Annotated in this window: 17 protein-coding genes; 13 read left to right on the top strand and 4 right to left on the bottom strand. The window is 68.7% G+C overall.

Going from position 1 to position 19,346, the window contains the following annotated elements; genetic code table 11:
• Positions 1 to 675 precede the first annotated feature (675 nt).
• Complete coding sequence (locus AC07YH_RS21705) at positions 676 to 1,107, top strand: RrF2 family transcriptional regulator (RefSeq protein ID WP_494749006.1); 432 nt, start codon at positions 676 to 678, stop codon at positions 1,105 to 1,107.
• A 93-nt stretch (positions 1,108 to 1,200) separates the two neighbouring features.
• Here the strand turns inward: AC07YH_RS21705 and AC07YH_RS21700 are convergent, their stop codons facing one another.
• Together AC07YH_RS21700 and AC07YH_RS21695 are read right to left on the bottom strand one after the other, a co-directional pair.
• Positions 1,201 to 1,632, bottom strand: a complete 432-nt coding sequence (locus AC07YH_RS21700; protein WP_494749005.1) for a CBS domain-containing protein — start codon at positions 1,630 to 1,632, stop codon at positions 1,201 to 1,203.
• 58 nt (positions 1,633 to 1,690) lie between these two features.
• Positions 1,691 to 2,341 carry a rhomboid family intramembrane serine protease gene (locus AC07YH_RS21695; RefSeq protein ID WP_494749004.1) on the bottom strand — a complete coding sequence of 217 codons (651 nt, stop codon included), beginning with the start codon at positions 2,339 to 2,341 and terminating at the stop codon, positions 1,691 to 1,693.
• 160 nt (positions 2,342 to 2,501) lie between these two features.
• Between AC07YH_RS21695 and hfaA the strand changes: the two genes are divergently transcribed.
• The 3 genes from hfaA to hfaD are packed head-to-tail and all read left to right on the top strand — an operon-like array spanning position 2,502 to position 5,144.
• A complete protein-coding gene (gene hfaA / locus AC07YH_RS21690) occupies positions 2,502 to 2,945 on the top strand; it encodes a holdfast anchoring protein HfaA (protein WP_494749003.1) in 444 nt (147 codons plus the stop codon).
• Positions 2,942 to 3,973 (top strand): holdfast anchoring protein HfaB, encoded by a 1,032-nt coding sequence (gene hfaB, locus AC07YH_RS21685; protein ID WP_494749002.1) that lies wholly within the window; start codon positions 2,942 to 2,944, stop codon positions 3,971 to 3,973. Before hfaA ends, hfaB begins: the two co-directional genes overlap by 4 nt.
• Positions 3,891 to 5,144: a holdfast anchor protein HfaD gene (gene hfaD, locus AC07YH_RS21680; RefSeq protein ID WP_494749001.1), complete on the top strand. Its 1,254-nt coding sequence runs from the start codon at positions 3,891 to 3,893 to the stop codon at positions 5,142 to 5,144. The genes hfaB and hfaD overlap by 83 nt, the downstream gene beginning before the upstream one ends.
• Here the strand turns inward: hfaD and AC07YH_RS21675 are convergent.
• Positions 5,141 to 5,710 carry a hypothetical protein gene (locus tag AC07YH_RS21675; protein WP_494749000.1) on the bottom strand — a complete coding sequence of 190 codons (570 nt, stop codon included), beginning with the start codon at positions 5,708 to 5,710 and terminating at the stop codon, positions 5,141 to 5,143. The genes hfaD and AC07YH_RS21675 overlap by 4 nt on opposite strands.
• A 194-nt stretch (positions 5,711 to 5,904) precedes the next feature.
• Positions 5,905 to 7,740 carry an ATP-binding protein gene (locus AC07YH_RS21670; RefSeq protein WP_494748999.1) on the bottom strand — a complete coding sequence of 612 codons (1,836 nt, stop codon included), beginning with the start codon at positions 7,738 to 7,740 and terminating at the stop codon, positions 5,905 to 5,907.
• Between the two features lie 308 nt (positions 7,741 to 8,048).
• Here AC07YH_RS21670 and AC07YH_RS21665 point away from each other — a divergent pair, with 308 nt between their 5' ends.
• From AC07YH_RS21665 to AC07YH_RS21625, 9 genes are all read left to right on the top strand, one after another.
• Complete coding sequence (locus AC07YH_RS21665) at positions 8,049 to 9,893, top strand: ABC-F family ATP-binding cassette domain-containing protein (RefSeq protein ID WP_494748998.1); 1,845 nt, start codon at positions 8,049 to 8,051, stop codon at positions 9,891 to 9,893.
• Positions 9,894 to 10,005: 112 nt separating this feature from the next.
• Positions 10,006 to 12,084, top strand: a complete 2,079-nt coding sequence (locus tag AC07YH_RS21660) for an ATP-binding protein (protein WP_494748997.1) — start codon at positions 10,006 to 10,008, stop codon at positions 12,082 to 12,084.
• A gap of 299 nt (positions 12,085 to 12,383) precedes the next feature.
• Positions 12,384 to 14,459 (top strand): MASE1 domain-containing protein, encoded by a 2,076-nt coding sequence (locus AC07YH_RS21655; RefSeq protein ID WP_494748996.1) that lies wholly within the window; start codon positions 12,384 to 12,386, stop codon positions 14,457 to 14,459.
• 208 nt (positions 14,460 to 14,667) lie between these two features.
• Entirely contained in the window at positions 14,668 to 15,654 is a 987-nt protein-coding gene (locus AC07YH_RS21650; protein ID WP_494748995.1) for an ABC transporter substrate-binding protein, read from the top strand.
• A 6-nt stretch (positions 15,655 to 15,660) separates the two neighbouring features.
• Entirely contained in the window at positions 15,661 to 15,891 is a 231-nt protein-coding gene (locus tag AC07YH_RS21645; RefSeq protein ID WP_494748994.1) for a hypothetical protein, read from the top strand.
• A gap of 2 nt (positions 15,892 to 15,893) precedes the next feature.
• On the top strand, positions 15,894 to 16,643 hold the full coding sequence (locus tag AC07YH_RS21640; protein ID WP_494748993.1) for an ABC transporter ATP-binding protein: 750 nt from the start codon (positions 15,894 to 15,896) through the stop codon (positions 16,641 to 16,643).
• On the top strand, positions 16,640 to 17,398 hold the full coding sequence (locus tag AC07YH_RS21635) for an ABC transporter permease (RefSeq protein ID WP_494748992.1): 759 nt from the start codon (positions 16,640 to 16,642) through the stop codon (positions 17,396 to 17,398). The genes AC07YH_RS21640 and AC07YH_RS21635 overlap by 4 nt, the downstream gene beginning before the upstream one ends.
• Before the next feature lie 58 nt (positions 17,399 to 17,456).
• Entirely contained in the window at positions 17,457 to 18,095 is a 639-nt protein-coding gene (locus AC07YH_RS21630) for a hypothetical protein (RefSeq protein ID WP_494748991.1), read from the top strand.
• Position 18,096: 1 nt separating this feature from the next.
• Positions 18,097 to 19,188, top strand: coding sequence for a DUF2336 domain-containing protein (locus AC07YH_RS21625; protein ID WP_494748990.1), 1,092 nt, complete (start codon positions 18,097 to 18,099; stop codon positions 19,186 to 19,188).
• The last annotated feature ends 158 nt before the right edge of the window (positions 19,189 to 19,346 follow it).

The raw sequence follows: 19,346 nt of genomic DNA, 5'->3' as shown, positions 1-19,346 counted from the left end.
GCCCCACCGTTTAGCGCCCGGTGTCGGCGGAGGCGGCTATCTAGCGAACCTCGAATTCCGTGTCAAATCGTTTTTTTCAAAACTTTCTGACCTCACCGCCAACCAACCCGGAGGTCTTCGGCAGAGCCGGCAGCTTCTAAAGAAACCACCAAAACCAGTCAAGCTCTAATTTCGAAGAAACTTCGAAGCTTTCCTGGGGCGAAATACTTGGAAGCTCTTGCGAACCTCTTCAGCATTTCTTGGAGGGCGGCTTCTAACGAAGCAGAACTCCCGGGTCAACCGCTCTTTTCACTTTTGTTTTCTTGGAGGCCAGAGCCACTTCAGAGCGCAAAAGGTGACCCAGGCGCGCCGCTAAGGAGCGCCGTAAGTCAGAAGAGATTCGATTGAGGCTGCGGAACTTAGCGATCCACTTTCCAAAACGCAAGCCCCGAAGGCCAAGGTTTCGTCCGGTGGGCCGTGGCCCCGAAGCGAGGGGCGGCTTCTAAGGCCCCCTTCTCAGGCCCGCAAGCGCGGAATCGCGGATTCATCCCCAGAGCCACCCATTCCCTGTGCATGAACAACGTCATCCAGACTTGCGCAGCGGCCAAGCCTCGCTCAGAAGGCTGATCACTCTATAGAGCGCGCCCGTACGGACACGCCCCGCTACGCTTCCTACGTATAAGGTGACCGGCGTCCATGTTGTCCCAGAAGGCCCGCTACGCCCTGCGCGCGATGATCGAACTGGCGCGCGCGGACACTCAAGTCACCGCCGGCGAGCTGGCCGAGCGCGCAGACGCCCCCCGCAAGTTCCTGGAAGCCATTCTCCTGTCCCTCTCGCGCGAGGGTCTGGTGATCAGCCGGCGCGGCAAGTTCGGCGGCTATGTGCTGGGCCGGCCCGCGGAGGCGATCAGCTTCGCCGAGATCATCCGCCTGGTCGACGGCCCCCTGGCCCTGACCCCCTGCGTCAGCCGCACGGCCTTCCGCCGCTGCGAGGATTGCCGGGACTTGGCGACCTGCGCCCTGCGCGAGGCCCTGCTGCGGGCCCGCGACGCCACGGCCGCCGTACTCGAAGGCTATAGCGTCGCCGACGCCGCCCAGGGCGCCGGGGCGGAACTGATCGAGAGCTAGGAGCCGCTCTCCTTATATAGAGAGACCGGCGCCCTCCCCCATCGTGACCCTCGCTCAAGCAGCGAAGCGATCGCGAAGGATCACGGGCGGGCGTCAGCCGGCGGCTATGTAAGCCTTCAGGCCCTCGGCCTCGGCCTGCGCCTCGTTGATCTTGTACTTCACCAGGTCGCCGATCGAGATGATCCCGGCCAGCCGCCCGCTCCGCACCACCGGAAGGTGGCGGATCCGGCGATCGGTCATGCGCTCGAGCAGGGCGTCGATCGTCTCGTCCGGCTGGGCGAACACCACGCTGGTGCTCATGCAGGCGCTGATCGGCTTGGTCAGCGCGCCCGCGCCTTCCTTGGCGATCGCCCGGACGACATCGCGCTCCGAGAGGATCCCGACCACCGCTTCCTCGCCGTCGACCACCACCATGGCCCCGACGCGCCTTGTATGAAGCAAGGCCGCCGCCGCGCCGATGGTCTCCTGCGGGGAGGCCGTGAACACGAGATCGCCCTTGTCTTTCAGGATCTGAGAAACCAGCACTGCGCTTTCTCCCTTATGTTCTTATAGAGAACGAGGGTCTCGCAAAGAGAGCGTGCAATCAATCAGTTTCGGAGGTCGGGGGCTGAACGTCGGCCCAGTGGGCGAACGGACCGATCAGCAGGACGCCGACGACGAAGCCCACCAAGTGCGCCTCCCAGGCCACCGCGCCGCCGCCCATGGTCAAAAGGCCGCCGGCCACCGCCATCACCAGATTGACGATCAGCCAGCCCAGGCCCAGCGAGATGACGCGCGGTCCCAGGATCGGCCCGACCTTGCCTTGATAGTCCATGGTCCGGGCGGCCGCGCCCATCAGGGCCGAGACCGCGCCCGACGCGCCGATCACCGCATTGGCGCTTTCCGGATGGATCGCCGCGTAGCCGACGCCCGACAGCGCGCCGCTGACCAGATAGAAGAGGCAGAAGATGCCCCCTCCCCGGCCATTTAGTCCCAGCAGCCGGGCGACAGGAGCGCCGAAGGCCAGGGCGAAGGCGCTGTTCATCAGGGCGTGAACCCAGCTCCCGTGCACGAACATCATGGTCACCGGGCCAGTCCAGACCCCATGCCAGAAGTCGCGCGGGATCAGGGCCAGGGATTCCAGCGTCGCGTCGCTGGCCTTCAGCAGCAGCCCATATGGGACCAGGATCGAGGCCGCCGCCAGCAGGGCCGGCCAGGGCGCATTGAAGATCGGCTCGGGGCGCTGGTCGCTCATGACCTTCTATCTAGGGCGCCCCGCGACGATTCGAACCACCCGCCGCCCCCTTGCCACGCGCTTAACCATTTTTTCTCGACCTGGGGCCTACACGTCGATCTGTACCTTTTTGGCACGGGTGTTGCTTGCAGCTCCCGTGTCGACAGTTCGCGGAGCCGCCATGGCCTGGCATCGGAATAAGCAGTGGAGCGTCACGACGGTCGTCGTCGCCGCCACGATCAGCCTCAGCGGTAACGCCGCGGCGCAATCGATGTCGACCAACTCGGCCTCGTTCAACGCCGGCTACGGACGCAGCTCGGGCCAGGAGAACCGCATGGTCGAGTATTCGACCCGCGACGTGAACGGCAACCGGGTGATCGTCGATGGCGTCATGCTGACCGGCTCGGATCAGAGCGTCTATTCCTCCAGCCGCAGCAACGGTTCGCTGGACGCCTATTCAGGCGTGGGCGGCATCGGCGGCTATGCCGGCTCGACCGCGATCGGCAACAACCTGACGGTCATCACCCAGGGCAACAACAACACGGTCATCGTCAATTCGAGCCAGGTGAACAACGGCAACGTCTCCGCCGGCTCGAACGTGGTGAAGGCGGGAACTCCGCAATGAATCTGAAGCGCCCCGTTAGTCTCAAGAAGACGGCTCTCGCCCTGGCCCTGATGGGCGCGACGGCCCTGGCCGGTTGCGGCAGCGTGCCGGTGGCCTCGACGGCCGGCAACTACGCCACGCCGATCGGCACCGCGCCGGTCACGGCCAACCCGACCGACTATTCGGCCGCCCTGGTCTGCCTGAACCAGTACGCCCGCGCCAACCACGTGGCCGCGCCGCGCATCGCCATCGGCCGCATCGCCGACTACACCGGCAAGGAAGAGTCCGACGGCTCGGGCCGCAAGGTGACGCAAGGCGCCTCGCTGATGGCCTTCTCGGCCTTCGCCAAGGCCGGCATGCCGATGGTCGAGCGCTTCGACACCTCGGTGTCGGAGTTCGAGCTGAAATACGCCAACAACAAGCTGATCTCGGACCGTCCCAACCCCGCGCCCGACGCGCCGGCGGACTACCGCAAGATCCTGGCCGGCCAGGTGCCGGGCTCGGACTTCTATGTGGTCGGCGGCATCACCGAGCTGAACTACAACATCCGCTCGGCGGGCATCGACGCCTATGCCGGCGACAAGGACACCGACGGGCTGAAGGGCAACTTCCGCCGCCGCGTCTTCATCATGAACATCGCCCTGGACCTGCGGCTGGTGAACACCCGCACGCTCGAGGTCGTGGACGTGATCTCGTACCAGAAGCAGGTGGTCGGCCGCGAAGTCAGTGCCGGCATCTTCGACTTCCTCAATGGCAACATCTTCGACATCTCGGCTGGTCGCGGGGCCCTGGAGCCCATGCAACTGGCGGTGCGCGCCCTGATCGAGCGGGCCACCGTCGAGATGAGCGCCAACCTCTACGGCATGCCTGGCCCGCAAAGCTGCCTGCGCTACGACCCCTTCGGCGACGCCACGGTCGGCCAGACCGGCGCCTTCACTCCGGCCTACGACAATCTGGGAACGAACAATGCGCAAACCCGCGACGACCCGTCTCGCTGGAACGCTAAGCGTGATCCCGATATTCGCGATTCTAAGCGCGGTCGTTACTAGCCCGGCGGCCTACGCCCAGCAGACGAGCCCGGTTCTCAACAACCAGATCAATCTGGGCGAGATCTTCTCGGAGCAGGCGCTGAACGTCCAGACGGTGTCCGACGGCGTCACCGCCAGCACCACCGCGCAGGCCAACGGCGTCTCGATCGGCGTGACCAACGCCGACGCCTCGACGACCTCGAACCAGGAAAACCAGGGCAAGGTCTACGCCCACGGTATCGTGGACGTCGGCGCCGACGCCGGCGCGGCCTCGGCCGTGCGCACGACGGCGGTCGGCAATTCCGCCGCGATCAGCGCCTCGAACGGCACGGTCTCGGGCCGCGTGGTCCAGGTCAATTCCAACGAGGTCACCGCCCGCGGCCAGGTCGAGGCGGCTGACGCCTCGGCCAAGGACCTGACGGTCTCGACCCTGGCCATGGGCAACAGCCAGGGCGTCAATCTGGACAACGGCTCGGCCGGCGTGCGGATCAGCCAGTCGACCACGGCCAATGTGCTGGCCGATGGCGGGGCGATGGTCGGCTATGTCTCGGGGACCAGCGCGGTCACCTCGACCACGGCGGGCAACAACATCAACATCCAGGGCGGCAACCAGTCGGCCGTCCGCGCCATCACCGACCAGGCCAATACGGCCGACGTCACCCAGGCCAGCAAGTTCACCGCCTATGGCAACAGCTACCTGTCGGCGACGGTGGCCACGGTGACCGGCAACAACCTGGCGGTCCAGAACGAGGGCCCGCTGGCGGACGTGACGTCCAACCAGTGGAACACCTCGTACGTGCGCGGCCAGGCCCAGGGCACCTCGTACCTCTACGGCGCGGCCCAGACGAGCGCCTACGCGGCCGGCAACTCCTCGCAGGTCAACAATGTCGGCGCCGACCTGGTGCTGGACAACCTGCAGACCAACACCGGCGGCGGCGTCGAGGCGATCGCCAGCTTCGAGGGCCAGGATGGCTACGACGCGGTGACCACCGCCACGGCCATGGGCAATGCGGTGACGGGTTACGCCTGCTCCAAGTGCAGCGGGCGCATGACCGTCACCAACAACCAGACCAACAGCGCCGACATCGGAGCCAGCTCCAGCACCACGGTCAATTCCGGCCGTCAGGTGACGGGCGTCTCGACCGCGATCGGCAACAACGCCAGCTTCAACGTGAGCTCGCCCGGCTATTAAGCCTTCACGGCGCGATGCAGCTTGTGCATGTCGTCGCGCCGCATCCCGCCGATCGTCGCCGCGACACTGGCGGCGAACGCGCTGGTCAGGGCGCCGATGCCCAGGAACAGCGAGATCTGAGCGGCGATCTGGCCGGCCCGCATCGCTTCGGCAGCCGTCAGCTCGTCGACCGGCATGGCCGGCGTATGAGCGGTCAGCGCGCCCAGCACCAATAGACCGACGATGCTCGCCGCCCAGGCCAGCAGGCCGTGCGCGGTGTCGCGGAAATAGGTCTCATGATCGTGGATGTGCAGCCACTTGGTGCGCAGCCGTCCGGCGATATAGCCGCCCAGCATGCTGGCCAACACCTGGAAGGCGACGAAGATCGCGCCGATGGTCGGCGTGAAGTCGCTCGCTTCCAGGCCCGCCGGCCAGCGCGGGGCCATCTTCAGGCCAAAGCCCGCGCCCAGCGTCACCAGCACGAAGAGCAGCGCGATGGTCGCGGCGGCGCCGGCCCAGATCGCATCCCAGCTTACCGCCGACTGATGTTCGTCGGGGATATCCGAGGTCGAGAGTTCATAGGCCATGACAGGCGCCTCCGGCTCAGAAGTGATGGGTGCAGAAGGCCAGGAGAAGGATGATGGGGAGCGGAACCCCAAGCAGCATCAGCAGGATCGATCGCATCGCGTAAGCCCCTTGCTCGAGAAACGGAGGCGCACAGCTGCGCCTTGCCTCGGTGAACGAAGCCGTCGAGTTGGGGTTCCGGTTTATATGCGGGCGCTTAGGCCTGGACGCCGTCCAGGTTCCGTTCGCCGGGCGCCTCGTCCAGGCGGCCGTCGGCCCACAGGGCGATCTTCAGCAAGAGTTCGCGCGGGCTGATCGGCTTGCCGATGTGATCGTCCATGCCGCTGGCCCGGTAGAAGGCGATCTGGTCGGGCAGGACATTGGCGGTCAGGGCGATGATCGGGGTCAGCCCCGTCTCGCCCGGCATGGCGCGGATCGCCCGCGTGGCGGCCAGGCCGTCCATGCGCGGCATCTGCACGTCCATCAGCACCAGGTCATAGCCGCCCGAAGCGACGGCCTCGACCGCCGCGCAACCGTCGGCGACGACATCGACCTCGTGGCCCATGGCGCGCACCAGCGTGCCGATCAGCTCGCGATTGGCCTCGTTGTCGTCGGCGACCAGCAGGTTCAACGGCCGTGACAGCGCCGGCGGCGCATCGGGCTCGCGGCGTTCTGGCGCGACGGCCAGCGGCAGGTCCAGCACGCACCAGAAACGCGCGCCTTGGCCGGCGATGCTGTCGACGCCGATCTCGCCGCCCATCAGCTCGACGATCTCCTTGCTGATCGCCAGGCCCAGCCCGGTGCCGCCGAACTTGCGCGCAACCTCAGGGCCAGCTTGAGCGAAGCGGTCGAAGACCAGGTCCAGCATCGCCTCGGGCACGCCGACGCCGGTGTCGGACACGGCCAGCTCCAGCCGCGCCAAGCCCGCCGCCGCGCCATCGCGCCGCGTGGCGCTCAGCACCACCGAGCCGGCGCGGGTGAACTTCACGGCGTTGCCCAGGAAGTTGACCAGCACCTGACGCAGGCGATCGCCGTCGCCTTCCAGCCAGTCGGGGCACGACGGATCGATGTCGAGCTTGAGGTCCAGGCCCTTGGCGCCGGCCTGGGCCTCGAAGATGCCGGCCGCCGTGCCCAGCAGGGCGCGCAGCTCGAACGGCCGGGCCTCCAGATTGACGCCGCCGGCCTCCAGCTTCGAGAAGTCCAAGACGTCGTTCAGGGTGTCCAGCAGCACGACCCCGGCGTCGCGGATCCGCGCCAGGCGGCGGCGCTGCTCGTCGTCCAGCTTCGAGGCGTCCAGCAAGTCGGTGAAGCCCAGGATGCTGGTCAGCGGCGTGCGCAGCTCGTGGGACATGTTGGCCAGGAAATCCTGGCGCGCGGCCATGGCCGTCTCGGCTCGTTCGCGAGCCTCGGCCAGGGCGGACTGGGCCTCGACCTCTTCGGTGATGTCGGTCTCGTTGACCAGCACACAGGGATCGCCGGTGACCGGATCGGGCGTGCGGCGGGCGGCCAGGCCGTGCCAGCGCTCGCCCTGGGCGGTGATCACCCGGTAGGCGCCCTCGACCGCCTCGCCGGCCAGGGCCGAGGCCCACAGCGCACCGCCGGCGTCGCCATTGGCGAAGATCTCGGCGAAGCGGACGCGAGCGCCCGGATAGTTGGCCATGGCGGCGGGGTTGCCGAACACGCGGAAACCGTCGGCGTCGTACAGCGACACTAGCGCGCTGGTGTGGCGCAAGGCCTCCACGGCGCGGTGCTCGTCAACCTCGGGCGCGACGGCCGCGCCTTCCAGCAGCAAGGCGGGGCCGCCGTCCGGCAGAACGATCCGCGAGATGGTGGTCTGCACGGTGACCGGCGCGCCATTCGGATAGAAGGTCCAGCGCTCCTCGATGGCCGCGCCGCTCTCGATGCGCCTGGCGATGTCGTCCATGCGCACGCGCACGGCGGGGGACTGGTCGGAGAAGTCGCGGGCCAGCAGCTCGTCCAGCGAGGCCGCGCCCCACAGCTCTACAGCCGCGCGGTTGGCGTAGACCTTGCGCTTGCGGACATCGTCGAACACCCAGATGGGCCGACGCAGGCCGTCGAAGCCCAGGCCGAGACGCGCGGTAACATCAGAAGCAGCAATGTTTTGCGCATTCCACGTCAAGGCGAGTACTTGTGCTCCGTAAGGTCGGGTTCGTAGCAAGGTCGCGCTTGGCGAGCCGTTAACGGGAGAATTTGTCGCAGTCGGCGATCGTCGTTCCTTGATCTCGATCAAACCGAGACCGACGCCAGACTGAGCCGTGATTTTGACGTTTCCTCGACGCGGACCCTGCTATACGCCCCTCAATTCCGCGACATAACGCCGCTCCCAGTAGTCAGAAGATCATGGCCTCCCCGACCCGCGCGCCCGTTCTCGCCCTCAAGGACGTCCGTCTCGCCGATGGCGCCAAGCCGTTGTTCGACGGCGTCGACCTGGCCCTGGAGCCGCGCGTGCGCGCCTGCCTGGTCGGCCGCAACGGCGCGGGCAAGTCCACGCTGCTGAAGATCCTGGCCGCCCAGGGCGTCGAAGCCGACAGCGGCGAACGCGCCGTGCAGCCAGGCGCCAAGATCATCTTCGTCAGCCAGGAGCCGGACATCACCGGCGACACCCTGCTGGACTACTGCACCGCCGGCGGCGCCGAGGACTATGAGGCCCAGGCCGCCCTGGCCGACTTCGGCCTGGATCCGGAGAAGAGCACCCAAGGCCTGTCGGGCGGCGAAAAGCGCCGCGCCGCCCTGTCGCGCGCCTTCGCCGAGCAGCCCGACGTGCTGCTGCTGGACGAGCCGACCAACCACTTGGACATCTTCGCGATCCAGACGCTGGAAGAAGAGCTGGCCAATTCCAAGTGCGCCGCCCTGATCGTCAGCCACGATCGCGCCTTCCTGAACCGCGTCACCCAGCGCACCTTCTGGCTGGAGCATCGCAAGGTGCGCCGCCTGGACAAGGGCTTCGGCGAGTTCGAGGTCTGGAGCGAGCAGGTGCTGGCCGCCGAGGCCGACGAAGAGCGCCGCCTCAACAAGGTGCTGGAGCGCGAGAACGCCTGGCTGGCGCGCGGCGTCCAAGGCCGCCGGGCCCGCAACGAAGGCCGCCGCCGCGCCCTGATGGACCTGCGCTCGCAGAAGAAGGACCTGCAGGGCGACAAGCGCGGCTCGATGTACATGGCCATCGAGACGGCCGCGACCTCGGGCAAGAAGGTCATCGAGGCCAAGCACCTGACCAAGAAGTTCGGCGATCGCGTGATCGTCGAGGACTTCTCGACCCGCATCATGCGCGGCGACCGCGTGGCCCTGGTCGGCCCCAACGGCGCGGGCAAGACCACGCTGGTGCGCCTGCTGCTGGGCGAGCTGGAGCTGGACGCCGGCTCGGTGAAGCTCGGCACCAACCTGGAAGTCTCCTATATCGACCAGGGCCGCATGGCGCTGTCGGACAAGATCACCCTGTGGGACTTCCTGACCCCCGGCGGCGGCGACTCCATCCTGGTGCGCGGCCAGCCCAAGCACGTGGCCGGCTACGCCAAGGACTTCCTGTTCACCGACGCCCAGCTGCGCCAGCCGGTGACCAGCCTGTCGGGCGGCGAACGCAACCGCCTGCTCCTGGCCAGAGCGTTGGCCAATCCCACCAACCTGATGGTGCTGGACGAACCGACCAACGATCTCGACATGGACACGCTGGATCTGCTGGAGGACCTGCTGGCCGACTTCGACGGCACGCTGATCCTGGTCAGCCACGATCGCGACTTCATCGATCGCCTGGCCACCTCGACCATCGCCATGAACGGTCACGGCAAGGTGCTGGAGACCCCCGGCGGCTGGAGCGATCTGATCGACCAGAGCCCCGACTTCTTCAAGGGCGCCCGCGGGGCCAATGTCGGCGCGTCGTTCACGCCGGTGACCCGCGCCACCACGGCCGCCGCGCCGGCTGCCGCCCCCGTCGCGGCCCCGCCCAAGAAGGCCGGCAAGCTGACCTTCAAGGACCAGCGCCGCCTGGAGGAATGCGAGACCCTGATCGCCAAGAGCCCGGCGATCATCGCCGCGTTCGAGAAGACCCTGGCCGATCCGAACCTCTACAGCCGCGACCCGGCCGCCTTCGACAAGACCATGAAGGCCCTGGACAAGGCCCGCGCCGACCTGGAGCAGGCCGAGCTGGAGTGGCTGGAGCTGGAAGAGAAGAAAGAGAACCTGGCCGGCTGATCCGCTATCGCTCCGCGTGCGTCGCAATGACGCACGCGAACCTCAGGTCGCTTGCCTTAACGCCTTGGACGCCTTTGGGTCGTATTCAAGGACGCTTGAGGGCAGGCGGCACATGGCTTTGACGATAGGCGTGACGCACGTCGCCGACCGCGACGACAGCCGACAGAACCGTATTCTGGTCGGCCTGCTGCTGGCCTATGTCGCCCTGTTCGTCTTCAGCGATCACATGACCCGCGACGGCCAGGGCATGCCGGCCCTGTGGCCCGTCAATGCGCTGGTCGCCGCCGGCCTGCTGCGCCTTTCGCAGCGTCGCCGCGCGATCCTGTGGGCCGTCAGCCTGGTCACCATCATCGTCAACCACCGCCTGGCCGGCGATCCCTGGCCCCTGGTCTGTATCTACGCCGTCACCGACACGGCCGAGGCGCTGCTGACCGCCGTCGTCGCCTACCGCGTCACGCGCGGCCGGGCCGCCCTGCGCAGCGTGCGCCAGGCGCTGATCCTGATCGCGGCGGTGCTGCCGATCACCGTCGGCATGGCGTTCATCGGCGCGGGGCTGACCAGTATCCTGCTGCACCAGACCTTCTGGCCGTTCTTCCGCGACTGGGCGGCCTGCACCTCGCTGGGCATGGCCATCGCCCTGCCCGCCGCCCTGGTGATCCTGGAGCCACGCCGCGAAGGCGATCCGCGTCTGCGTCCGCCACACGTCCAGGCCGGGCTCTATCTGCTGGTCGCCGCCTGCACGGCCCTGGCCTTCGCCCGCCACGGCCCGCCCATGCCGTTCCTGATCTTCCCGGCGGCGATGCTGGCGGCGTTCCAGATGGGCCCACGCGGCGCGGCCTGGAGCGCGGTCCTCGTCGTGGTCATCGCCGCGCCGATGACCCTGCTGGCCGCCAACGACTTCATCTTCACGGTCGGCTGGAGCCAGCCCGACCGCATCCGCCTGGTCCAGGCCTTCGTCACGGCGATGTTCCTGACCTGCCTGGCCTCGGCCCTGTCGCTGCACCGCGAGGACCGCCTCAAGGTGCTGATGGCCCGCCGCAGCGCCGTGGCCCGCGCCGCCCGCGCCCGCGCCCAGGCCGCCAACCAGGCCAAGAGCGACTTCCTGGCCACGATGAGCCACGAGATCCGCACGCCGCTGAACAGCATACTGGGCTTCGCGGACCTCTTGAGCATAACCGAGCCGCTGACGCCGGAGGGGCGCCGCAAGCTCGACCTGATCGCCGGGGCCGGCGACAGCCTGGTCACCCTGGTCGACGACATCCTGGACTTCTCGCGCCTGGAGGCCGGCCGCCTGCAGCTGAACCTGGCCCCGGTGTCGCCCGCCGCCTTGCTGCGCCAGGTGGCCGAGATCGTCGCCCCCGCCGCCGCCGCCAAGGGCCTGACCCTGGCCGTCGAGATCGAGGCCGACGAGGCCGTGCTCCACGCGCTGGACGAAAGCCGCCTGCGCCAGGTGCTGCTGAACATCCTGAACAACGCCGTGAAGTTCACGCCTGCCGGCGAGGTCGTCGCCCGGCTCGAGGTCGAGGCCGGAGCCCTGCGCTTCGAGATCGCCGACACCGGCATCGGCGTCGCGCCCGCCCACCTGCCGCGCCTGTTCCAGCGCTTCTCCCAGGCCGACGGCTCGATCCGCCGTACCTATGGCGGCACCGGCCTCGGTCTGGCGATCTGCAAGGCGCTGGTCGACCTGATGGACGGGCGGATCGGCGTCGACAGCATCGTCACGCGCGGCTCGACCTTCTGGGTGACCCTGCCCGTCGCCCCGGTCGCGGCCGAGCCGACGTCGGACGACCAGGGCGCGCCGACCACCGCCGCCCGCATCCTGCTGGTCGACGACCATCCGATGAACCGCGAGCTGGGCTCGGCCATGCTGGTCCTGGCCGGCTGCGACGTCCGCTTGGCGGAGGACGGCGACGAGGCCGTCCGCATCGCCGCCGCCCACGATTTCGACGTCATCCTGATGGACATCCACATGCCACGCATGGACGGGGTGGCGGCGACCGAGGCCATCCGCGCCCTGGAAGGCCCGCGCGGCCAGACCCCGATCATCGCCCTGACCGCCGACGTCATGCCCCAACAGGTCGAGCGCTGCCGCCGCGCCGGCATGGTCGACCACATCGCCAAGCCGATCGACCGCGACACCCTCTACCGCGTGGTCGACCACTGGCTGACCCGCGACCGCGCCGCGGCCTGAAGTCTTCGTACGGGGGCGCCCCCTCAAGACCATCGCCCTCTTGAATTGTGGGTATGGCCATGCATTGTCAGCGCGCTCGCTATCAGCCTTTGCAAATACAATCGCTTAGGGGTGTCAGCGCCGCGCAGGCGTCCTGCGGCCAAACGACACATCTTGCGATAAGCCGGCAACCGGGCCGCGCGCGAGCGTATTGAGGGTGACGCCGTCGTCAGGGAAAGGCCCCTGAACCACGGCAGTCCAGGCGTTGCTCCCGGATCCGTTCGGCGGCCGACGTCAGACCTTTGGGGGTTGGAAACGGCATGCCGCACAGGCTGGCCCAGCAGGAACAACGCCGGCAGACCGCCCTGCTCGTGGGCCTGTCCGTCGCCATCGTCGCCAGCCTGGCCTTCAGCGACTATCTGAGCCGCTCGCTCCTCGGCGTCGCCGCCTTCTGGCCGGCCAACGCCCTGCTGGCCGCGGGCCTGATCGCCCTGGCCGGATCGCGGCGCGTGTCGCTGATCACCGTCTTCGTCGTCTTCCACCTGGCCTTCGACCTGCTGGTCGGCGACAGCCCCGTCCGGGCCCTGCTCAACACCGGCGTCGACACGCTGGAAGCCCTGGCCGTCTGGGCCGTGGCCCTGCGGATCTGGGGCAGCACGCCGCGCATCCGCACCCTGCGCTCGCTGGTCATGCTGCCGGCCGTCACCACGCCGATCGCCGCCGGCGCGGCCATCCTCTGCGCGGGCGTCGTCAGCCTGACCACTGGCCAACCCTTCTGGCCTGGACTGGTCGACTGGTTCCTGCGCGACGCCCTGGGCCTGGCCATCGCCCTGCCCGCGACCCTCGTTTTGATCGACGCCGAGCACCGCCGCTCGTTCCACCGCACCTGGACCGAGCACCTGGCCCTGATGTTCGGCGTGGCGGCGGTCACCCTGCTGTGCGCCCACCCGGCCTCGGGCCTGCCGCCGTTCCTGATCTTCCCGGTCGCCCTGGCCGCCGCCTATCGCCTGGGTGCGCGCGGCGCGGCCATGGCCTCGCTGGTGGTGGCGGTGATCACCTTGCCCGTGGCCATGGCCGGCGGTTCGCCGCGCTTCAACGCCATCCTCGGCCCCGTCGCCCAGGCGCGGACCATCCAGGTGTTCATCCTGGTGCTGTTCTACACCTGCCTGGCGGCGGGTCTGGCCCTGGCCCAGCAGGACCGGCTCAAGCGCCTGCTGCTGCGCCGCGAACAGCTGACCCGCGCCGCCCGCGGCCGGGCCCTGGCCGCCACCGAGGCCAAGACCGAGTTCCTGGCCACCATGAGTCACGAGATCCGCACGCCGCTGAACAGCGTGCTCGGCTTCGCCCAGCTCTTGGCCGCCCGCGACGACCTGCCGCCCGACGCGCGCCGGCAGGTCAACCTGATCGACAGCGCCGGCGCCGCCCTGCTGACCGTGGTCAACGACATCCTCGACTTCTCGCGGGTCGAGGCCGGCCAGATCGAGCTGCTGCCCCAGCCGACCTCGGCCGCCGGCCTGATGCGCGACACCGTGGCGATCATGGCCCCGGAGGCCCGCGCCAAGGGCCTGACCCTGGACCTGGAGATCGTCGATCCGGTCGATGCCCTGCACGACCTGGACGCCGACCGCCTGCGCCAGGTGCTGATCAACCTGCTCAACAACGCCGTGAAGTTCACCGACCAGGGCCGCATCGACGCGCGCCTGGTGGTCGAGCCCGGCGACCTCGAGGACCGCCTGCGCTTCGAGATCATCGACACCGGCGTCGGCATCGATCTCGACAAGCAGGCCCTGCTGTTCCAGCGCTTCTCGCAGGCCGACAGCTCGATGAGCCGGCTGCACGGCGGGGCTGGCTTGGGCCTGGCCATCTGCCGGGCCCTCGTGGACGTGATGGGCGGCAAGATCGGCGTCGACAGCGTGCCCGGTCGCGGCTCGTGCTTCTGGATCGAGCTCATGGCCCCGACCGCCGAGCCGATCGCTGTCCATGAGCGCCCCAAGACCTCGACGCCTGGCGCCGCCAAGATCCTGATCGTCGACGACCACCCGATCAATCTGGAGATCGGCCAGGCCCTGCTGACCCTGGTCGGCTGCGAGGTCGATGTCGCCGAGAACGGCAAGGAGGCCGTCGAACGCGCCCAGGCCGGCGACTACGACATCATCCTGATGGACATCCACATGCCGCAGATGGACGGCTTGCAGGCGACGCGGGCGATCAAGGCGCTGCCGGGCCGCCCTGGCAAGTCCCCGATCATCGCCATGAGCGCCGACGCCCTGCCTCGCCAGGTCGAGCGCTGCTACGCCGCCGGCATGGTCGACCACATCGCCAAGCCCATCCAGCGCGAGGTGCTGTACGCCAAGGTCGAGCGCTGGCTGAACCATCACAAGGCGGCGGCGCTCTAGCATCCCCCAAATCCGATCCTCCCGGCGAAAGCCGGGACCCAGATCCCATGGCGCTGGGGCTGATTGGATCGACGCTGCGCTCCTGGAACCCACCCCAGCGCTTTTCCATCTGGGCCCCGGCTTTCGCCGGGGAGACGGATGTTGATGTAGGCTTGGAAGTCTCACCGCTCGCCCCTAACTTGGCCGCGATCAACGGGGAGTTCGTTTCATGCAGCGCCGCGCCTTTGCCGCCTTGGGCCTGATGGCCCTGCTCGCCGCCTGCTCTCCCGCCAAGAAGGACGCCGCCCCCGCCGGCGAAACCAAGTTGAAGCTGGCCACCGACTGGCGGGCCGAGGCGGAGCTGGGCGGCTACTACCAGGCGCTGGCGACGGGCGAGTACAAGAAGCGCGGCCTGGACGTGACCCTGATCCAGGGCGGCCCGGCCGTGAACGTGCCCCAGCTCCTGGCCACCGGCGCGGTCGATGTCGGCGTCGGCTCCAACAGCTTCATAGTCATGAACCTGGCCAAGGAGAACGCGCCGGTCAAAGCCGTGGCGGCCTTCATGCAGAAGGACCCGCAGGTGCTGATCGCCCACCCGGACCAGGGGATCAACGGCATCGCCGACATGAAGGGCCGGCCGATCCTGCTGTCGGACGCCTCGATCACCGCCTTCTGGGTGTGGCTGAAGGCCAAGTACCAGTTCAGCGACGACCAGGTCCGCAAGTACAACTACTCGTCCGCGCCGTTCCTGGCCGACAAGCGGGTGATCCAGCAGGGCTACGCCACCAGCGAGCCGTACCTCATCGAGAAGGAAGGCAAGATCAAGCCGGCGGTCTTCCTGCTGGCCGACAGCGGCTATCCCGCCTACGCCTCGATGGCCCTGGTCCCCGACAGCCTGATCGCCAAGAACCCGGCGGCCGTGCAGGCCTTCGTCGAGGCCACGGCGGCGGGCTGGACCTCGTACCTCTACGGCGACGCCAAGCCGGGCGACACGGCGATCCTCAAGGACAATCCGGAAATGACCCAGGACGTCCTCGACCAGGCGCGCGAGAAGATGCGTTCGTACGGCATCGTCGGGAAGGACGGCGAGGTCGGCCAGATGACCGACGCCCGCTGGGCCGAGTTCTTCAAGGTCGCGTCCGAGCAGGGCGTCTACCCCAAGGACATGGACTTCAAGAAGGCCTACACGCTGCAATTCCTGCCCAAGGGCCAGTAGTCGCGGATGGACGGATCTCTCGACGTCGATAGTCCAGGCGGCAAGCTTGCCGTCGCGGCCGGCATAGCGCTCTTCGGGTGGTTCCTGCTGTCATCGCTGCGCTCCGGGGTGGTGAACGGCAGGATCGTCGGCACGGTGAAGAGGGTCGAAGAACCAATCCTCTATTGGACCTGCTGCGCGGGTCAGGCCGCCTTGGTGATCGGTGGCGTCGCACTGCTGTGCGGCTGGGTCCGCTGACGATGACCGGTTCAATCGCCAGCCTCGCCGCTGTCGAGGTCGACTACGCCCGGGGCCGCGCCCTGGGGCCGCTCGACCTGTCCCTCGCGCCCGGCGAGATCGTCGCCCTGGTCGGGCCGTCGGGCTGCGGCAAGTCCACGGCCTTGCGGCTGTTGGCGGGCCTCGAGGCGCCGACGCGCGGGACCGTGACCCGCGCCGCCGGCAAGGGCGAGACCTCGGTCGTCTTCCAAGCCCACACCCTGGCCCCGTGGCTGTCGGCGCGGGACAATGTCGCCCTGCCGCTGGAGCTTGCCGGCATGGCCAAGGCGCAGGCCCGCATCGCCGCCGACGAGGCGCTGCGCAAGGTCGGTCTGGCCGCCGCGCTCAACGCTCGTCCCGCCCAGCTGTCGGGCGGCATGGCCATGCGCGCTTCGCTGGCCCGCGCCCTCGTCACCCGCCCCCGTCTGCTGCTGCTCGACGAACCGTTCGCGGCGCTTGACGAGATCACCCGCCGCGCCCTGGCCGACGACGTTCTGGCGCTAGCCGCCGACCTGAAACCCGCCGCCGTCTTCGTGACCCACAATGTCGAGGAGGCCGTCTACATGGCCGCCCGCGTCGTGGTCATGACGCCAGGTCCCGGCTTGATCGCCGGCGAGGTGGCCATCGACGGCCCTGTCATCCGCCCGCCGGGTTTCCGAACCACACAGGCCTTCCGTGCCGCCGCCGAAGCGGTCTCGACCCTGCTAGCGAAGGCGACGGAGCGCGCGGCGTGAAGCGCATCCTGGCCCCGCTGATCCTGATCGCCGTCCTGCTGGGCGGCTGGGAGCTCGCCTGCCGCGTCCTGGCGGTTCCGTCCTACCTGCTGCCCACGCCCAGCGCGATCGCGGTGGCGTTCGCCGGGTCTTGGCAACTGCTGCTGGCCTCGGCCTGGGCGACCCTGTCCACGGCCCTGCTGGCCCTGGTCATCGCCAGCCTGATCGCCTGCGCCCTGGCGTTGGCCGTCAGCCTGAACGGGCTGCTGGAAGACGCCGTGCGGCCGATCGCGGTGACCCTGCAAGTCACGCCGCTGGTCGCCATCGCGCCGCTGGTCACCATCTGGGCCGGCATCGACCATCCCGAGCGGGCGGTGATCGGCCTGGCCGCCGTCGTGGCCTTCTTCCCGATCTTCTCCGGCGCGCTCACGGGGCTGAAGGCGGTCGATCCGGACCTGGCTCGCCTGTTCGACCTCTACGGCGCCAATCCCTGGCAGCGCCTGGTCCGGCTGCGCCTGCCGTCGGCCGTTCCGGCCTTGCTGGAGGGACATAAGGTCGCAGCCGGCCTGGCGGTCATCGGCGCGGTCGTCGCCGAGTTCGTGGCCGGCTCCGGCGGGGCCCAAGGCCTGGCTTGGCGCATCCTGGAGGCCTACAATCGTCTGCAGACGGCCAAGGTATTCGCCGCCCTGGTCACCCTGGCGGTGCTGGGCGTCGTCCTGCATACCCTGATGGAGTTCCTGGAGCGTCGACTTCTGAACTCTTGGCGCGGACGTTAGCCCAAGATTAAGCGGTGCGGCCTACGACAGAGGTTCAATAACTTCGCCGGACCGGTTCATGCGCGCCGCCGCCCTCATCGCCGCCCTTGCCTGCGCCGCCTCGGCGTGTGCGAGCGCGTCCGCGGCCAGCAGCCAGGAAAGCCGCTACGGCCCCACGGCCGAACGCGCGCCGACGCCGGTCAACGGCCAAGGCCCCGGCTATAACGGCGCGCCCTACACTGGTCGTTCGCTGGGCTGGAGCGGCAAGCGCGAGATCGTCGCCCCGCAAGCCCAGGCCCCGGTCCCCGCCCAGCCCTATTGGGCCCGCTCGGCGCCTCAGGCCCCGCAAGCGCCTCAGGCGCCCGTCGCACGCACGACCTATTCGCCGCCGGCCCCGGCCTATGCGCCGCAAGCCCCGCAGGCTCCGCGCGCCGCCCTGCCGCAAAGCATCTATGACGCCCCTGCACCGCGCGCCGCCGCGCCGGTCCCCGTCGCCTACAGCGCTCCCGTCCAGCCCGCGCCGCAGCTGCGCCAGGGCCAGATTGGCGCGCGCACCTACTCCGTCGGCCGCCAGTTCGGCATGTCACCCGACCCCATCCCCGCCGCCGGTCCGCCGCGCATGGTCCTGATCGCGCCCCCGCCGGCGCCGGACGAGGACAAGCCGCAGGGCGACACCGGCGAATGGGCGGCCAAGCCCGAGAAGGACAGCGACCAGTAAGATGCAGTCGTCGCGCCTCCACGACCTGATCTCGCTCGCCAACGAGCCCTCCAGCACCAAGCGCCGGGAGCTGCTGCGCGGGATCACCGACATGTTCTTCGCCGGCGAGGGCCACAACCCCGTCGAGATGAGCCTCTTCGACGAGGTCATGAGCCAGCTGGCCGGCGAGATGGAGGAGGCCGTCAAGATCGAGCTGGCCGAACGCCTGGGCGAGGCCCCGGCCCCGCCGCGCGGCCTGTCGCGGACCCTGGCCAGCGACTCGATCGCCGTCGCCGCCCCGATCCTGCGCAATTCCAGCGTCCTCACCGACGAGGACCTGCTGCACGTGGCCCGCACGCAAGGCCAGGACCACCTGCGGGCCATCTCGCAGCGGCCCAGCGTGTCCAGCGCCGTCTCGGACGCCATCGTCGCGCGCGGCGATGACGACACCTTGGGCGTCCTGTTGCGCAACGAAGGCGCGGTGCTGTCGCGCGAGGCGCACGAGACCGTCGTCGATCGCGCCGCCGCCAACCCGTCGCTGCACGAGGCGGTCGTCGACCGCAACAGCCTGCCGGTCGATCTGCTGAACGAGATGTACTTCATGGTCGAGGCGCGCCTGCGCGACCAGATCATGGAGCGGAACGCCGGCGTCGATCCGGCCACGCTGGAGGCCGCGCTTTCGGCCGGCCGCAAGCGCATCGCGGTCGAGGACGGCGCCCTGCCGGCCGACTTCGCCGAAGCGGAAAAGGAATTCCGCACGCTGCGGGCCAAGGCGCAGATCTCGCCCCAGCTGCTGGCCAACATGCTGCGCGCCAAGAAGACGACGCTGTTCCTGGTGGCGCTGTCCGACATGGCCGATGTCGACTTCCACACCGCTCGCAAGATCCTGGAGCGGCGCGAGATGGACGCCCTGTCGGTGATCTGCAAGGCGGCCGACTTCGACCGCTCGCTGTTCCTGACCTTCGCCCTGCTGATCCTCGAGCCCACCGACGACGTGATGCTCAAGGCCAAGGGCTATGGCGAACTCTATGCCGCCCTGCCCCGCGAGTCGGCCCTGCGCACGATCCGCTTCTGGCGCCTGCGCCGCACCACGGGCGACGTGGCGGCGGCTTAAGCCCTCAAAGCTCCGTCTCCCCCGCGGGGGCCCAGATGGAAGAGCGCTGGGGTGGGTTCTACGAACGCCGAGCTTCTCCAATCATTCCCAGAGTCATGAGATCTGGGCCCCGGCGTTCGCCGGGGAGACGGGTTTGTAGTTTCAGCCTCTCCTAGGCC

The organism is Caulobacter sp. GW456-12-1-14-TSB4, from assembly GCF_059424195.1.
This window is presented reverse-complemented; position numbering and strand designations above follow the sequence as displayed.

What these genes read in the sequence shown, in the direction of transcription:
- AC07YH_RS21705 (WP_494749006.1), top strand. Translation starts at nt 676, where the DNA reads ATGTTGTCCCAGAAGGCCCGCTACGCCCTGCGCGCGATGATCGAACTG.
- AC07YH_RS21695 (WP_494749004.1), bottom strand. Translation starts at nt 2,341, where the DNA reads ATGAGCGACCAGCGCCCCGAGCCGATCTTCAATGCGCCCTGGCCGGCC.
- hfaA (WP_494749003.1), top strand. Translation starts at nt 2,502, where the DNA reads ATGGCCTGGCATCGGAATAAGCAGTGGAGCGTCACGACGGTCGTCGTC.
- hfaB (WP_494749002.1), top strand. Translation starts at nt 2,942, where the DNA reads ATGAATCTGAAGCGCCCCGTTAGTCTCAAGAAGACGGCTCTCGCCCTG.
- hfaD (WP_494749001.1), top strand. Translation starts at nt 3,891, where the DNA reads ATGCGCAAACCCGCGACGACCCGTCTCGCTGGAACGCTAAGCGTGATC.
- AC07YH_RS21675 (WP_494749000.1), bottom strand. Translation starts at nt 5,710, where the DNA reads ATGGCCTATGAACTCTCGACCTCGGATATCCCCGACGAACATCAGTCG.
- AC07YH_RS21665 (WP_494748998.1), top strand. Translation starts at nt 8,049, where the DNA reads ATGGCCTCCCCGACCCGCGCGCCCGTTCTCGCCCTCAAGGACGTCCGT.
- AC07YH_RS21660 (WP_494748997.1), top strand. Translation starts at nt 10,006, where the DNA reads ATGGCTTTGACGATAGGCGTGACGCACGTCGCCGACCGCGACGACAGC.
- AC07YH_RS21655 (WP_494748996.1), top strand. Translation starts at nt 12,384, where the DNA reads ATGCCGCACAGGCTGGCCCAGCAGGAACAACGCCGGCAGACCGCCCTG.
- AC07YH_RS21650 (WP_494748995.1), top strand. Translation starts at nt 14,668, where the DNA reads ATGCAGCGCCGCGCCTTTGCCGCCTTGGGCCTGATGGCCCTGCTCGCC.
- AC07YH_RS21645 (WP_494748994.1), top strand. Translation starts at nt 15,661, where the DNA reads ATGGACGGATCTCTCGACGTCGATAGTCCAGGCGGCAAGCTTGCCGTC.
- AC07YH_RS21640 (WP_494748993.1), top strand. Translation starts at nt 15,894, where the DNA reads ATGACCGGTTCAATCGCCAGCCTCGCCGCTGTCGAGGTCGACTACGCC.
- AC07YH_RS21630 (WP_494748991.1), top strand. Translation starts at nt 17,457, where the DNA reads ATGCGCGCCGCCGCCCTCATCGCCGCCCTTGCCTGCGCCGCCTCGGCG.
- AC07YH_RS21625 (WP_494748990.1), top strand. Translation starts at nt 18,097, where the DNA reads ATGCAGTCGTCGCGCCTCCACGACCTGATCTCGCTCGCCAACGAGCCC.